Source organism: Flavobacterium cryophilum, from assembly GCF_048286555.1.
Lineage (GTDB): Bacteria > Bacteroidota > Bacteroidia > Flavobacteriales > Flavobacteriaceae > Flavobacterium.
Map to the genome: position 1 here is coordinate 144,402 of NZ_JBLVPZ010000005.1, position 16,244 is coordinate 160,645.

Sequence of the window (16,244 nt, forward strand, 5' to 3'; positions counted from 1 at the left end):
TTTTAAAGTTATTATTTGATGTCCTACTTATATTTTTTAATCTATTGCGTTCCCCATTTTTTATTGGGTTTTGGCCCCATGATTAGACTTAGTTTGCCTCCTTTGAGCAATTCACTTGCCGGAAATTGAAAACTATTTAGTACTTTTCCGTTAAGGTTGGCTGATTGTACATAGATGTTTTTTCTTGAGGATCCTTTTGCCTCGATTATAAACTTTTGTCCCCGACCGTATTTTTGTCCCAGATCAATGGTGACCTTTTCAAATAATGGACTCCCTATTTCATAAATAGGGTCTAAGCGGGTACCACCATCTGTTTGAAATAAGCCCAATGCCGCCATTATAAACCAAGCACTCATTTGGCCCTGATCTTCATCCCCTAAATAGGCATTTGAAATATCAAATCCATAATAACGATCCAGTATTGACCTTGACCATTTTTGAGTTTTCCATGGTTGATCGACCCAATTAAATAAGAAAGCAAAATGCATGGATTGTTGATTTCCCTGTACGACTGGAAAATCCCAATATTGATCTCCAGGAGCATTATATCTCCAGGGTTCGCTTTGTTCGAAACCCCAATTTAAACGTTCAATAAAACGATCTTTTCCTATTGCATTTGCTAAAGCAGGTATATTTTGAGGAACAAAAAAGGTGAGCTGCCAGGCATTGCCTTCTACATAATGATGGTTTGCCCCCGATTTAAACGGATCAAAGTCCGATTGCCAGATGCCATCGCTATTGCGAAGTTGTGCATATCCGGTTTTGGGTTCAATAACATTCCTCCACCAGTTGCCTCGATCATTAAATATTTCGTAGTCTTGCTTTTTGCCTAAGGCTAGTGCCAATTGACCCACAGTCCAATCGTCAAAGGAATATTCCAGGCTATTGGAAAAGCGTCCTTTATCGGAAGGGACATAACCGTATTTTAAGTAGGGTGCTAAGTCCTCATTTCCGGCATAGCCACCACCAATTTTTTGAGGAAGCGTTGTTTGCATTTTTTTTGCCGCGGTAAAAAGTTTTTCGGTATCATAGTCGCGTATTCCCATTTGATAGGCTCCTACTAAAAGAGGTATTTCATGTTCTGCGACCATCACGGGAATGTACTCCATACCTGCGGGACCTTTAGCCAGCCATCCATTAGCATCAAACATGGCCAATTGCGATTTGACCCATCGGCTTGACCATTCTGGGGTTATTAAATTCCACACCTGATTTAAATTCCAAAAGGTATTCCAAAAGGCATCACATCCTAAGGCAAAGGCACCATTATCGGAGAATTTTTGTATTTTTTCGGTAGCATCAACCCACCGACCATCAGAATCACTATAGGTATTCCTGCAATAGGATCTGTACAGGTTGGTATAAAAACGTGTTTTCTCCCGTTTGTCATTTGAACTAATTTCAACTCGATTTAGGATCTCATTCCAAGAATCAACCTGAGCCTGACGGATCTCTTCAAAATTCCATTTAAAGGGATCCGATATTTCTGTCTTGAGATTCAGGCGAGCCCCTTCAATATCAACATATGAAATTGCAGAGCGTGTCTGGATTATTTGATTTTTTCGAGTATCAAACTCTGCATAAGCGCCTATTTTGGATAGGTTAATACCTTTAACACTTCTATTTTCTGATACAAGCTCATTCTCCCAACCTCCAAATTTTTTGATATCCTGATCAAATTCTATAACAAAATAAATGGTGTATTCCTGATCGACTCCTCCAGACCAAGCATCTGCGGAGAGTTGTTTGCTGAATCCTTCAATTCTTCGATTATTGATTTGTCGTATCTCAGCATCCTGAATGAGATACTTGTATTCGGATGGTATTTGTAAATCAATCATTATCCTGGCATTGACCTCTTTTGGGTAAGTATATCTTTGAAAGCCGCATCGATTGGTCGCTGTTAGTTCAGCTAAAATATCATAATCTGTTAATTTGACACTATAGTATCCAACAGGTGTTTTTTCGGAAGACTTATCAATTCTGGATCTGTAACCCGATAATGGTGGTTTTAAATTGTTGTTTTTAGCAAGAGATAACGGATTGATAGTATCGACACTTTGATCTCCAATATCCGTCTTAAGTTTTCCTGATGTAGGCATCATTCCTAATCCAGCCATAGTCCATTCGTGGATGTGACTAAAAGTACCAATACTTTCAAAAGAGGGATCATATCCGGATTGCCAACCGGCATTTTGATTATCAGGACTTAGTTTTACCATACTAAAAGGCATCCATGGTCCCGGAGCAATCATCCATCTGGAGTGCGCCGTTCCTATTTGTGTATCTACATAATTAGTTGCTGACGCTTCGATTTGAGGGGTCCTAATTATGATACCGTTTTCAATTGTTTTACCGTCTAAAGCGATACTGTAATTCGATTCCTGAGTACTTAACACCGCTGGCATAGGTGCCTCAAACAAGTAACGACCCTGCTCCATTTTTTGTTTAAAAATCAGATCGCCATCTAATTTAACTGTCAATTCCGGCGTGCCGTACAAATGTTCGACATCAATCAATAAGGGTTGAATCGCTTTATTTTTCAATTCATAATCCGCGGGTTTCACTTTTCGTATAAAGGCAGCTTGCTTCATTTTTGACACACTGGTAGTAGCGGGGCCTTCGAGTCTTATTTCATCAAAAATAAGCCAGGAACCTTCAATAATTCCTAGGTGTATTTCATTCCCATTAGTTGCTAATATCCCAGGAGCAATGTCAATGCTTATGGTTTGCGAGCTTCGCTTGTTTTTATTTTTTTTAAGATTAATGTCACCAGTACCTGGCTTCAGTTTGTATTTCCAAGATTTAGAATTCACGGTTATTTTTAGCAGCGATTCAAAATTTTCAGAAGCTTCTAAAACGGTGACAATTAATTTATATTTTCCTTGTTTTGGAATTTTATCCATTCCAAATACAATATTCATCACATTTGTTCGTATCCCTGAAGTACCGCCAGTTCCTCCCCATTTATCCTGAGGACCCGGGATGATATAGGGCCAGTCTTTTTCTGGCTTTGAAACGCCAATTAGATAATAGCGGTCTTCCCAACCAAAATCTTTTTTCAGAAAGTCCTGATAAGCATACGATTTCAATGCAAATTCATCGGCTTTGTTGTTTTCAATACCAATTTGCCAAAGTATTTTTGTTTCAGCGCTATCTTTCTTTAATCCTGGTATTAAAAAGAATAAGAAAAGGAGGTATGTTAGATTTTGCATGCTGTTTTTTTGTTTATTTAATTACCCTTAATTCAAAAATAAAAAAGGGAAGAGAAAGTTGCTTTCAACACTTGCAACGTTCGCTTTTCCTCCCTTTTTATTTCAATATATTTTATATTCTAGTAACCTTCGTTTTGAATTAATTTAGGATTACGTTGCATTTCATTTGCGGATAAAGGATAAAGAAGATCTCTGGCCTGAAAAGTATTTCCCCAAGTATTTGTAGCTCCAATAAGATCGATAAAAGAGATTATCCCTTTATTAGTAATGTTAGTTTTCATTATTTTGCGAGTACGTTGCATATCCTCCCAGATTTTAAATTCAAGAGGAAACTCTCTTAATCTTTCTTTCCAAACTTCTTCAATAAATTGATTGGAAGATAAAGCAGCCAGTTCGTTTGAAATAGTTTGTACATTCTTACCGGAAATTGAAGCTCTGCTTCTAACCTGTGCTAAATATCCTCTTGCTTCTGCCGTGACCCCTTCCGTTTTGGCAATTGCTTCTGCAGCAATAAGCAATACTTCGGCATAACGGTAAATTTTGAAATCTTTGTCCTGCTGCCCTGAAGTAAATAAAGCATTTTGGTCAAACCACAAATAGGGCATTGTTGGGAAATTTCTTGTCTCCGTTTTTATACCGGTAGAATTGGAATAATCATAGGTAAACTGGGAATGAAAAAATTGCTTTTCCTGAATTCTAATATCCTCGGTGCTATCATAAATAGCTAGTAATTCGGGGCGGGGCAAAAAGACTGCGGTGGTAATAGCATATTTAAAAATTTGCCCAGGCCAGTTGACTGCACCTGTTGGAAAAGAATAGGTTGCCATCCATCCATTAGTTGCAATTCCAGACATATACTCTACCTGATACATGTATTCATCTTCAATATCAGAAGTTCTCATAATATTGTAGGCACTATTATTAGTTGTATTTCCATTTTGGATTAATCTATAGTTCCCTGAATTGATAATTTCCCGAGCTGTTTTTGCCGCCTCGGCATATTTATTCTCCTGAACCGGAAATCCACTCATATGCAAATAAATATCAGCCAAAAGGGTATTTACAGCACCTTTTGAAATTCTAAAATTGTTTTTTGGCATAGGAAGGTCATTTAAATTTCCTTCCTTACTAGCATAAGTAAGATCCGTAATCATTTGCTCGTATACTATTTTCGAACTTGTACGTGAAACATAAATATCCTCTTGAAGGGTATCAATAATCAAGGGTACGTCTCCAAAATATTTCACTAAATAAAAATAATTAAACGCTCTGAAGAAGTAGGCTTGTGCTAAAAGTTGTTTTTTTTCATTATCGTTTAATCCCGGAGTTACAGGAATGTTTTCAATAGCAAAATTAGCTCTGGCAATTGCTCTATAGCAAGGATCCCAAATTCCATCAAGATAACCAGCACTTGTTTGAGGGTTAAGACTCAATGTTTGGCTTTGAATGATAAATTGTTCCTGCCCTTTATAGTTGGGATTATCAAAGAAACCAGACATGTATCCGCCACTCATTAGTTTAGGTCCGTTATAAGCACTACCTGCAAAAGTAAGATCCTGAATTCCCCCTCGGTATAGTTGATTAACGGCAGCATAAGCATGGTTAGGAGACGTGAAATATTGATCTTGTGTAATTTCACTTAAGGGCTCTTCAACTAAGAAATCAGAACAAGAGTTCAGCGTTAAAAGGAGTCCCGTTAAAAGTATAATAGATTTTTTCATATTAAATTTCAATTAAAGGTTGATTAAAAACTAACATTAAGTCCAAAAGTGAGCGTGGTTGGTCTTGGATATTGAAAGAAAAACATATTCTGTCCCCATTGATTTCCCCCTTGTGAAGATCCTTCGGGATCAAATCCTTTAAAGGATTTTGCGTTTAAAACCCATGCATTGTTTAATGTAGAATAGATTCTTAAACGGTTAATACCACTTTTTTCAAGAAATGTATCCGAGAAGTTATATCCAAGAGATACACTGTTAAGCCGAAGATAAGATCCGTCAGAAACCCACTGGCTGTCCATTTCCGAACTTTGACCGCTGATAGGACCATTTCGAATTTGCTGTACCATTGTGTTTTGATTTTGTTCGGTCCAAGCTTCGGTTAGTGTTTCAACTAAACCATTACCGTAACCCGTTCTATCCTGAGTGGAGTGAAAAAACTGTTGAAGAATTTCGCCTCCCTTAACAAATTGAAAGTCCACGATAAAATCAAAATTTTTATATCTTAATTTATTTATAAAACTTCCAGTCCAATCGGGTAAACCACTTCCTAAAATACTTTTTGTAGTTGATCTTTTAGCCTCGCCCGGAATTTGATTTACTAGGGCTGCTTCAGCCGCTTCATCAGTACCCCAAGTTCCCAAACGGGTATATCCATAGAAAGATCCCAAAGACTCCCCAACGCGCAAGATAGTCTGACTCCCTGATACCCAGAAAGGACCTGGTTCAATATCTTCGTTGTTCGTGCCTAATTTTTCAATACGGTTTTTGTTGAAGTTTAAATTTAATGATGTGTTCCATGAAAAATCATCGTTTTCAATGTTTACTGTTGAAACTAAGATGTCTAATCCACGGTTAGATACTTCACCAATATTATCGAGTACAGATGTAAAACCAGTACTGTGCGGAACCGGACGATCTAATAAAAGATCCGTTGTTGATTTGTAATAATAATCAAATTCGAGAGAAGCTCTATTTTGAAACATACTTAAGTCAAAACCGATGTCAAATTGTGAAGTTTTTTCCCATTTTAAATTGCTATTGGGTAGTCTGTTAGAGTAGGATGAGGGAGCACGTTCTCCATTAATCAAAGCAGTACCGGAAGCTATAGTTGCTAGAGATCGGTAGGTTCCAATTTCGGAATTACCAGTAAGACCGTAACTAGTTCTAAATTTTAATTGGTTTATAAATTTAAGATTATTTACAAAAAAATCTTCTTTTGAAGCGATCCAACCTAGACCCAAAGAAGGGAAGAAGGCATATTTGTTTTGGTCACCAAAACGGGAGGAACCATCCATTCTAGCGGTGAATGTTGACAAATAACGATCTTTATAGGTATAACCGGTACGTACAAAATACGAATTCATAGCCCAGCTTTCAGATAATGACGTTGGTGGGTCAGGAGTAATGGCGGCTCCCATATTGTTGTATTTAAAGAAATCATCAGAGAAACCTCTGGTGGCAGAACCACTTCTTTCAAAACTATTTTCCTGCCAGCTCAAACCTAACACCGAATTTATGCGGTGATTTTCTCCAAAATCTTTATTGAAGGTAAGAAAAGTTTCTTGTTGCCAATATAGATTTTGTTCATTTGCAATTTGAGCAAAACCATTAGGGGCAGAAATATTTACTAAATCAGTGGGCCCATAATCTTTATAATTGCGATACTGATTATCAACTCCGAATTGGGTTTTTAAATTTAAGCCGGGTAAAATATGAAAGGTCAAAGCAGCGTTACCGAAGATTTGAGTACGGTTGCGCAAACGCTCCTGAGTTTGTAGCACATGAACCGGATTTGCCATTCCTTCAAATCCAAAATTATCGGTTGTACCTAAAGAATTACTCCAGGAACCATCGGGATATTTTACAGGAAAAAACGAAGGCATTTCAATCATAGTTCTCCTGGGTGACTGTCCGCCACCATCTTCCTCTACCGCATTTTCATTAGTACGATTAACGAGCATGTTAATTCCAAAATCAAACCATTCTTTAGGTTTAACATCAAAGGCAAACTTTGCGTTGATCCTTTTCATATAGGAATTCAACATAATCCCCTGACTGTCCGTGAAATTTAAAAAAGCGCCTACCGAGGATTTTTCTCCACCCTGCTGAATACTGATTTGGTGATTTTGAGAGACCGCAGTTCTAGTAGCCTCCTCTTGCCAATTTGTATTGTAAAGCGGCTGTCCATTCGCATCAAATAAGCGCGGATCATTAGTGGTTAGTACAGGTGCAGCTCCCGGTTGATAGTCATTATATTTAGGGGCATTATCATAGCCCGTTTTAATTACTTGCAGTAACTGATTAGAGTCTAAAACATCCATTTGTTTCCTCAATTGACCAAAACTAACATAAGTATCATATGCAACGGTAATTTTATCACTTTTGTTCCCTCTTTTAGTGGTCACTAAAATAACTCCGTTAGCTCCTCTAGCGCCATAAATAGCAGTGGAAGAGGCATCTTTTAATACTTCCATACTTTCAATGTCATTGGGATTTAGAAATTGAAAATCCTGCATAGCAACTCCATCAACTACATATAGTGGATTTGAAGAAGAGTTAATGGTACCCACCCCTCTAATCACTACTCTATTACTCCCTGAAGGCGAGCCAGAATTAGTGTAAACATTTACTCCGGATACTTTTCCCCTCATACTTTCAAGCGCATTAAAAGAGGGATTTTCGAGGATTTCTTTGGATGTAATTTTACTTATGGCGCCAGTAACGTCGGATTTACGCTGTACACCATAACCCACTACTACAACTTCATCTAATTCCTGAGCGTCTTCAGATAGCACAATATTAATGATAGTTAATTGACCTACCCGGCGAATACTGGTAACAAATCCCAAAGAAGAAAATTCGAGTTCTGAAGATTCATTTGGCACAGCTATGCTAAATTTACCCTCTAAATCAGTAATTGTAGCTATTGATGTGCCCTTTACAACTACATTAACTCCTGGTAAAGTATTGTTTTTAGTGTCTAGTACTTCGCCTGTTATTTGGATATTTTGTCCAAAGGAAGTCATTGAAAAAAGAAAGATAAATGCGCTACATACACATGTGAAACGCAATTTGAATAGTCTGTGGAAATCAGACTGTTTTTTATGTATATTCATATAATAAAAAATTATTTAGTTTAAGATTTTTTGTTAATTAAAAATTTTTTTTTGCATAGGCACTTAAGTTTTTATTTGATACATTTTTATGGCATCTGGACATTTAAAAATCATTTTTTATTCTCAAATTTTTAATCTCTTTATCTTAATTATCACCTGTTTCAATGTCTATTTTTTTTACAAAAACGGAAAGATAAATATGATAAGCACAGCACAGTATTAAGACTATTAAAGCTCCTGCCTGAAGGTTCAAATTATCGGATGATAAGCCCATCAACCAGGGAAATAATGCACCTCCAGAAACCCCCATAATCAATAAGGCGGATATGTCATTGGATTTATCTGGTAAATTTTGCAAGGCATAGGAAAAAACGATAGAGAAAATATTAGAAACTGATAAACCCACCAAGGCTAAAAACAAGTACAGAATGTTTACAGTATCAGCAAAAATCAATGCAAGTAAAGAGCCCATAGCGATAAAAGTACTACTGATATAAAATTTTCTAACTGAAACATAAGACAGTAATATACTCCCCATAAAAGAACCGACAGTACGAAATATGAAATAGACACTAATCGCGTAAACCGAGTTCAGGGAAGTCATTCCAAGAATACGTTCTTCCATTAGTTTTGGCGCTATTGTATTAATTCCGACATCAATGCCAACGACTGTAAAAATTCCAATAAACAATTTTAATACCGTTGGATTTTTTAGCAATGATAAAGAGGATTTGAAGGAGGAAGAGTGAATGGTCTGATTTTCGATGATGGGTGTAGCCAATAACCAAAAGGAGGATGCCAAAGTAGCTATCAGATAAACTGGAAAAATAAGCGTCCAATCCCCAAATTCTTTGGCGGCATAGGCGGCAATTATCGGTCCCATGAAAGACGATATCGCTTTTACAAATTGGCCTGCAGAAAGACTAGCAGTTAATTTATTGTTTTGTACCACATTAGACAAAAGCGGATTTAGGGAAACCTGAATAATAGTATTACCTATTCCTAATAATGCAAAAGTTATTAAAATGATTGTAAAGTTATAGGCAATTAATGGTAATGAAAAAGCGATTATGTGGACGATCATGCTTAAAAGAACCGTCTTCTTTCTTCCGATGCGATTCATTAATAAACCCACGGGAATAGAAAAAATTAAAAACCAAAGGAATACCACCATAGGCAATGTTCCTGCCATGGAATCACTCAAATTAAAATCATGTTTAATGTTGTTTGTGGCTGTACCAACAAGATCCACAAAACCAACAATAAAGAAACCAAATAGAACGGGAAGTATTTTTTGTAAATTATGGTTGTTATTTTCCATTTGTATTTTTTTAAATTTAAAAAATTAAATTCTTGGTATTAACTATCATGTTTTTGACAGTATTTTATTATTTGTAAGCTTTTCTTCCTTTTTATTTAACTGTTCTAAAGCAAAGGCATAAGCACCCAATGAAATGGCTTTCGCCGCTCCGAGTTTTGATATTGCGATTCCAATTTTTTTAGATTGATTGTAACGTACTTGGTTTTTAGAGAAGGGTACATTGATGAGGTTTGATTTTTCTTTTAGAAATTCAACATAAGCTGAAGAATCGGACAAATCATAGACCTCCATTTGTAAACCAGGATAGTAATTTTTATCAAAGGTTCCAACAGTAGAATTAAGTTCTTTTAAAATAGCAGGGAAAATGTATTTTTCAGCACCTGATAATCCGCCGCCAATTACGACTAAGCCATCCATTACATTAATAATTCGAGAAATTACATCACCCACAGCTTCCCCAAGTTCTGCAAAGCTTTTAATTGCTGCTTCTTTATCTCCGGGCTTTATTCCTTCGGCAATTTCAAAAATATCTTTTGGTGATTTTTCAGAATTATCTTTTGCGCTTTCCGCATATACTCTTTGTACTGCTCGAATACTGACACTTTCTTCGGCTATTATATTTGGAAATTTTTTATTAGGCAATAACCACACATCACCACCGCACTCATTGTCACCAATATTTAGATTATTATTAATTACTATACCCGCTCCAAATCCAGTACCTATGGTAATTCCTAAAAGGTTTTTATATTGTTTGGTATTACCTCCATTTTTTAAATTGTTATTAACTTCTGGCAGCAGGCCGGCTAAAGCTTCGCCATAAGCAAATAGATTTCCATCATTATTTATAAAAACCGGGATGTCAAAATTTTCTCTTAAAAAATCGCCTAATGCTACGCCACCACGAAAAGAGGGAAAGTTAGGAAGGTCTCCAATGATGCCATTTTTATAGTCAGCTGGTCCAGGAAAGGCAAAGCTAATAGCTACGGGATCAGCTTTTAATTCTTTTTTTATAATACAAAATCCTTCTTTAATTGTATTTAGACATTTTTCCAAATTGTCTGCATTGGAAGGAAAGACTACAGGACTTACAATTTCCTGATTTCCTTTAATTGCCGAGAAAACGAAATTTGTACCTCCTGCATCAAGTGTCATCACAATTCGATTATCGTTTGTATACATTTTTATTATTTTAAATATTAAATTCTTACATATGCTTTAATAGTAGCGCATTGTTGACCAATAGCGGTTCCAAAAGGAGTAATTGTGTAATTTTCGACAGAAGCGGGAACAATAAATGTTTCGGCGTAGTGTACGTGAAAAGGCTCGAATTTTCCGTCTGGACTTTCCACGACGACTTCATCTCCTGTTATTAAATTAATCAGGTTTACGCTATTGTTCGTTTTATGCGTTACTTTTTCAGTAAACCAATGACGACGACTTTCAATAAATTCATTAGGATGAAGTCCCGTTGATTCTTCTTTCCAAGCTTTGCCTTCTGCAATTGGAGTAATCGTGTTTACCATATTTTTATATACATAATCCGTTTGGTATTCCCAGTTAATCACTTCTTTCCCTCTTTCAATATTGATAGGTCTGGGTTTATTATCTAATCCAAGACGCTGCCAATCCCATAGTTTGAAAGTAAACAGACTCGGAGTAGCGCTTATTTCTAGAACCAGCGTATTCGCTCCAGAACAATGTACTGTTCCCGCAGGCAGGAGGAAATGATCGTGTTTTTTTGCAGGTATTTTATTAATGTATTTGTCGGTGTCAAAGATAATTTTGCCCTGTTCAGCCTCATGGAGATCATTAATCATATTTTCTTTATCAATCCCAGTTTGAAGACCGAGATATACAAAGGCATCTTCTTTCGCATCCAAGATGTAATAGCTCTCATCCTGCGTGTATTGTATTCCGAAATTATCGCGAATAAATTGAGTTGTAGGATGTACTTGTAAGCTAAGATTTCCGCCTCCCATAGTATCTAAAAGATCAAAGCGAATGGGGAATTCGTCTCCAAACCGAGATTTTACAGATTCTCCTAATAATGCGCTACTTTTTAGAAATACTAAATTAATGGAAGGCATTTCAAAACAGTCTCCATTAATATTCAAAAGTAGGCTGTTCTCAGAAGGAACACCATCAAAGCACCAACCATAATTTGGTGTATTCTGATCCAGATCGCACACTTTTTTCATCCATTGACCTCCCCAAGGAGCAGGGTCAAAGAAAGGAACCACCCGAAAAGGTCCTTCGATGGTTTTATGAATTCCATTGAAGAACGTTTCTTTGTCGATCATCTTTGGATTGCTGGCGACGTGCGTGTCTATCCAGTAATCCACCTTGTTAAACAACGATTTTTTATGTTGATCACAAATTATCCAGTCATTAAAATAAGCTCTTTTATATTGTTTGGCAAAGCTTTCCTTGCTGTCATCTGTACCTAAAGCAGGAGCAGATTGTTTGCGAAATCGCAACTGACTTTCCCATCGTGCTAAATCAGCATAAATTAATTTGTCAAACATTTTATCCACCAATTCAGCCCCTGATCCGAAGACAATAATTAGCCCATTAGAGTCTTTAATTGCTTGTCTTGCCTTTTCAAGTTTTATAGGGTCGAAATAATCAATCATTGCTAAATTAGTTCGAAAACCAAATAAACTATCGTTTGTCATAAATCGGGAAGTTATCTTTAAAACTTCTTCTTCCTTTATAAATAAATCGCTAGTATTAATAAAAAGTAGCGGTTTAAAAGTTTCTATTGCTTTTAAAAATTCGGAGGTATTAATTCCAATATAAATATCGAATACCAGTAAAAACCGCTCTTTATTTATTTCCGTTTTCAACTGATCCATAACCTTTTCCCATCCTAGGAATAGTGAGCCTTTCGTTAGTGTAGCAGGAAATTTATCGTAATTGGATTTCATAACTATTTAATTTTTTTGGTATTCCGATCATCTTTTTAAAAGGATATTTGGTTATAATTAGTGATAAGGTTTCCCTGCCTAGACTATTGAAAAAGGAATAGAGTAGGTGCAAAATAAAAAACCACTATTTTTTTTAGAAGAAAACTAACCGTTCTTTTCTTTGAGTAATTGCGGATAATTAATACTTGTTTGTACGATCATTTCTCCAAAAAGTGTATTTGCCCAAGCAAACCATTTGCGGGTGAATTTTGTTGCATCGTCCTTGTGAAAGGATTCATGTATAAAACCGGTATCAGCATGTGTTTTCAATAAAGTATGAATGCATTTTCTAATTTCATCTTCCTCAACGCTGGTTATAGCCCGAAGGATAATGCTCATAGGCCAGATAGTATCTACGCCAGTATGTGGCCCGCCAACTCCTTCCCCAGCTTTTCCTTTATAAAAAAAAGGATTATTATCAGACAATATTAGTTTACGGCTGGCAAGATATAGAGAATCATCTGCCGCAATTGCACCCAAATAAGGGAGTGATAAAATGGATGGAACATTGGCATCGTCCATCATGTGAAAACTGCCAAAGCCATTTACTTCAAAAGCAATAATTTTTCCTAATTTGGGATGATTAATTATTCCTTGTTCTTCCAGACCTTTTTTCACCTGTGATTGTAATTCTTTTGCTTTGGCAACCAAAGATTCATCTTTGATTGCTGTCAGTGAAAACAGTTCCTTTAAATAACCTAAAACTTCAATGGCAAACATATTGCTTGGAATCAAAAAAGGCAATAAAGTACAATCATCACTTGGTCTAAAGGTCGACACGATCAAACCACATGGTTTTACTGGATATCCATAACCACCCAGAGGAACTCCATCGGTAGCCCAAGCTGTTGTTCGTTGAAAACTGTAGGGACCCAAGTTTTCATATCGTTGTTGTTCTTTAAAAGTTTGCAACACTAAGAACATTGCTTCTTTGAAGTCTTTGTCAAATAAACTAGTGTCTCCAGTTTGTTTCCAGTACCCGTGTGCGAGACGAATAGGATAACAGAGGCTGTCAATTTCCCACTTGCGTTCATGAACTCCCGGTTTCATATCCGTAAGATCATTTTTCCATTCACTTATTTGATTCACATCTTTATAAAAGGCGTTGGCATAAGGATCGAGTAAAATACATTTTGTCTGACGATTAATTACTCCTTTAACTAATTCTTTAAGTTTGGGATCCTCTTTGATGTAAGGCAGATAGGGCCAAATTTGTGCAGTACTGTCTCTTAACCACATGGCATCAATATCACCTGTAATTACGTAGGTATCCGGTTTTCCATTTATAATTTCAAAATTAACTGTGGTGTCCAGCGTATTAGGGAAGCAGTTTTCAAATAACCAGGCCAATTCAGGATTAGCTATTTGTTTTTTGACCTTTACTATTGCTGCTTCCACAGCCATACTGGTAAATTTTCTTTCAGATAATGGAGGTCTTTTACTTGTGAAATCTTTAGCTGCAAAAGTAAATGATCCCGCAGGAATTGTTAGTAAACCGGCTGTTAAAAGACTTGTGTTTTGAATAAATTTTCTACGTGACTGCATACTTTTTATTTTGAGGTTGAATACGAATAGGGATAGGATTTTGGATCTGTACCTCTCACTTTATTTGGGGTATTGGTCATGTTGAAATTCAGAATTGCACCATTTTGTATGTCGGAGTGCTTTATAAAATTCTTAGTGTAATTAATATTGTTCCATTTTAAATCAGCAACATATATATTTTCATCAGTATTATTGGGAGCATTAATGATTATATTTTTGCCATTTTCAAGTTCCAAACTTATTTTTTTAAATAGGGGAGCACCCAACACATATTCATCGGTTCCGGGACATACCGGATAAAACCCCATTGCAGAAAAAACGTACCAGGCTGAGGTTTGACCATTATCCTCATCCCCACAATAGCCATCGGGTGTTGGTTTGTATAATTTATTCATTACTTCTCGAGACCAGTATTGGGTTTTCCAAGGCTGGCCAACATAATTGTACAAATAAATAAGATGTTGAATTGGTTGGTTCCCATGTGCATATTGTCCCATATTCATGACTTGCATTTCTCGTATTTCGTGGATTGTTGCTCCGTAATAGCTATCATCAAAAATAGGAGGTAAGCTAAAAACTGCGTTTAGTTGAGAGATGAAGGTTTTTTCTCCACCCATCAAATCAATCAAACCCTGCATGTCATGAAATACACTCCAGCTGTAATGCCAGCTGTTTCCCTCAGTAAAATCACCACCCCATTTGAAAGGATTAAAAGAAGAAGAGAACTTTCCATCCTTACTTTTGCCACTCATCAAATTGAATTCGGGATTAAAAAGTAATTTATAATTCATCATTCGTTTTTCGAACAAATTGATTTCTTTTTTGGGACGTTTTAGTGCTTTAGCAAGCTGCCAAATGGTAAAATCATCATAAGCATATTCTAAAGTTCTAGCAGCACTTTCATTTATACCAACGTCATTTGGCACATAACCTAAAGTATTGTAGTAATTGACGCCTATTCTTCCCACTGCATTTAAGGGACCTTCATTATTTGCACCGTTTACAAGTGCCTCGTACAAGGTTTTGATATCATATCCACGAAGTCCTTTTAAATAAGCATCAGAGACAACAGATGCCGAATTATTACCGACCATTACATCTCTAAATCCAGGACTAGACCATTCCGGAAGAAAGCCTCCTTCTTTATAAGCATTTATTAGACCTTCTTGCATTTCCTTATTAATAGAAGGATAAACTAAATTTAATAAAGGATATAAAGCCCGAAAAGTATCCCAAAATCCAGTGCCGGCAAACATGGCACCTGCTAAAACTTTTCCATTATAGGGACTGTAATGCACTATTTTTCCGGCGGCATTAATTTCATATTGTTTCTGTGGAAAACAAACGGTTCGGTATAAACTTGAATAAAACGTTTTAGTTTGTTCTACTGTTCCACCTTCGGCTTTGACTTTCCCGAGGACTTTATTCCATTCTTTTTTGGATTCTTTTTTGGTTTGTTCGAAAGTGGCTGTACCTAATTCACTTTTCATGTTGAGTTCCGCCTGCTCGATGCTGATAAAGGAAGAAGCTACTTTAATATTAATTTTTTCTCCCTTTTTAGTTGAGAAACCAACTATCGCACCAGTATGATTAGATAAGGACTCTAATTTGTTTTTGTCTAATTTTTGATTCTCCCAGGTATATTTATCAGAAAAAGGTTTGTCAAAGATTAATACAAAATAATTTTTAAAATTATCAGGAACCCCACCACTATTGCGAGTCGTATATCCAATTATTTTATTCTCAGAAGGAATAATTTTCACATAAGATCCCTTGTCGAAAGCATCAAGAATAATATAAGATTTATCATTTTCCGGAAATGTAATTTGAAAGTGAGCAGCTCTTTCGGTAGCGGTTATTTCTGTAGTCACATCATAGTCCGCGAGGTATACGCTATAATAATAGGGAGTAGAGATTTCGGCCTTGTGGCTAAACCAGCTTGCTCTTTCATCTTCTAAAAAAGCCAATTTGCCGGTTACCGGCATGATAGAAAATTGTCCATAATCGTTCATCCAAGGAGATGGCTGATGGGTTTGTTTGAAACCTCTGATTTTTTCAGCGGTGTAAGTGTACATCCATCCGTCTCCCATTTTACCGGTTTGCGGAGTCCAGAAGTTCATTCCCCAAGGCCGAGCAATGGCAGGATACGTGTTTCCATTAGAAAGACTGTGGGATGACTGGGTACCCATTAAAGGGTTGACATAGTCAACAGGATCAAAAATATCTGTCTGAGCTTTTGATGTAAAAAAAACGAAAATTAGACATAAAAAAATAAAGTGTTTCTTTCTCATGGTAGTTCTTTTAGTACTATTTAAATTATTATTGGTCGTTCTGTAATTATTGCATTAATTCAATTA

7 protein-coding genes and 1 pseudogene are annotated in these 16,244 nt (G+C 36.4%); all 8 read right to left on the minus strand.

The window, feature by feature from the left end; all coding sequences use genetic code 11:
* Nucleotides 1-41: 41 nt before the first annotated feature.
* On the minus strand, nt 42-3,215 hold the full coding sequence (locus ACNQGJ_RS09500; protein ID WP_417972439.1) for a GH92 family glycosyl hydrolase: 3,174 nt from the start codon (nt 3,213-3,215) through the stop codon (nt 42-44).
* Between the two features lie 119 nt (nt 3,216-3,334).
* Nucleotides 3,335-4,936, minus strand: a complete 1,602-nt coding sequence (locus tag ACNQGJ_RS09505; RefSeq protein ID WP_417972438.1) for a RagB/SusD family nutrient uptake outer membrane protein — start codon at nt 4,934-4,936, stop codon at nt 3,335-3,337.
* A 23-nt stretch (nt 4,937-4,959) separates the two neighbouring features.
* Nucleotides 4,960-7,962, minus strand: a complete 3,003-nt coding sequence (locus ACNQGJ_RS09510) for a SusC/RagA family TonB-linked outer membrane protein (RefSeq protein ID WP_417972437.1) — start codon at nt 7,960-7,962, stop codon at nt 4,960-4,962.
* Nucleotides 7,963-8,197: 235 nt separating this feature from the next.
* Nucleotides 8,198-9,373: an MFS transporter gene (locus ACNQGJ_RS09515; RefSeq protein ID WP_417972436.1), complete on the minus strand. Its 1,176-nt coding sequence runs from the start codon at nt 9,371-9,373 to the stop codon at nt 8,198-8,200.
* A gap of 45 nt (nt 9,374-9,418) precedes the next feature.
* On the minus strand, nt 9,419-10,555 hold the full coding sequence (locus tag ACNQGJ_RS09520) for an ROK family protein (RefSeq protein WP_417972435.1): 1,137 nt from the start codon (nt 10,553-10,555) through the stop codon (nt 9,419-9,421).
* 17 nt (nt 10,556-10,572) lie between these two features.
* On the minus strand, nt 10,573-12,303 hold the full coding sequence (locus ACNQGJ_RS09525; protein ID WP_417972434.1) for a class I mannose-6-phosphate isomerase: 1,731 nt from the start codon (nt 12,301-12,303) through the stop codon (nt 10,573-10,575).
* A 144-nt stretch (nt 12,304-12,447) separates the two neighbouring features.
* A complete protein-coding gene (locus ACNQGJ_RS09530) occupies nt 12,448-13,887 on the minus strand; it encodes a glycoside hydrolase family 125 protein (RefSeq protein WP_417972433.1) in 1,440 nt (479 codons plus the stop codon).
* Nucleotides 13,888-13,892: 5 nt separating this feature from the next.
* A pseudogene (locus tag ACNQGJ_RS09535) lies at nt 13,893-16,181 on the minus strand (GH92 family glycosyl hydrolase); the annotation flags it as partial.
* Nucleotides 16,182-16,244: the final 63 nt, after the last annotated feature.

What these genes read in the sequence shown, in the direction of transcription:
- ACNQGJ_RS09500 (WP_417972439.1), bottom strand. Translation starts at nt 3,215, where the DNA reads ATGCAAAATCTAACATACCTCCTTTTCTTATTCTTTTTAATACCAGGA.
- ACNQGJ_RS09505 (WP_417972438.1), bottom strand. Translation starts at nt 4,936, where the DNA reads ATGAAAAAATCTATTATACTTTTAACGGGACTCCTTTTAACGCTGAAC.
- ACNQGJ_RS09510 (WP_417972437.1), bottom strand. Translation starts at nt 7,962, where the DNA reads ATGACTTCCTTTGGACAAAATATCCAAATAACAGGCGAAGTACTAGAC.
- ACNQGJ_RS09515 (WP_417972436.1), bottom strand. Translation starts at nt 9,373, where the DNA reads ATGGAAAATAACAACCATAATTTACAAAAAATACTTCCCGTTCTATTT.
- ACNQGJ_RS09520 (WP_417972435.1), bottom strand. Translation starts at nt 10,555, where the DNA reads ATGTATACAAACGATAATCGAATTGTGATGACACTTGATGCAGGAGGT.
- ACNQGJ_RS09525 (WP_417972434.1), bottom strand. Translation starts at nt 12,303, where the DNA reads ATGAAATCCAATTACGATAAATTTCCTGCTACACTAACGAAAGGCTCA.
- ACNQGJ_RS09530 (WP_417972433.1), bottom strand. Translation starts at nt 13,887, where the DNA reads ATGCAGTCACGTAGAAAATTTATTCAAAACACAAGTCTTTTAACAGCC.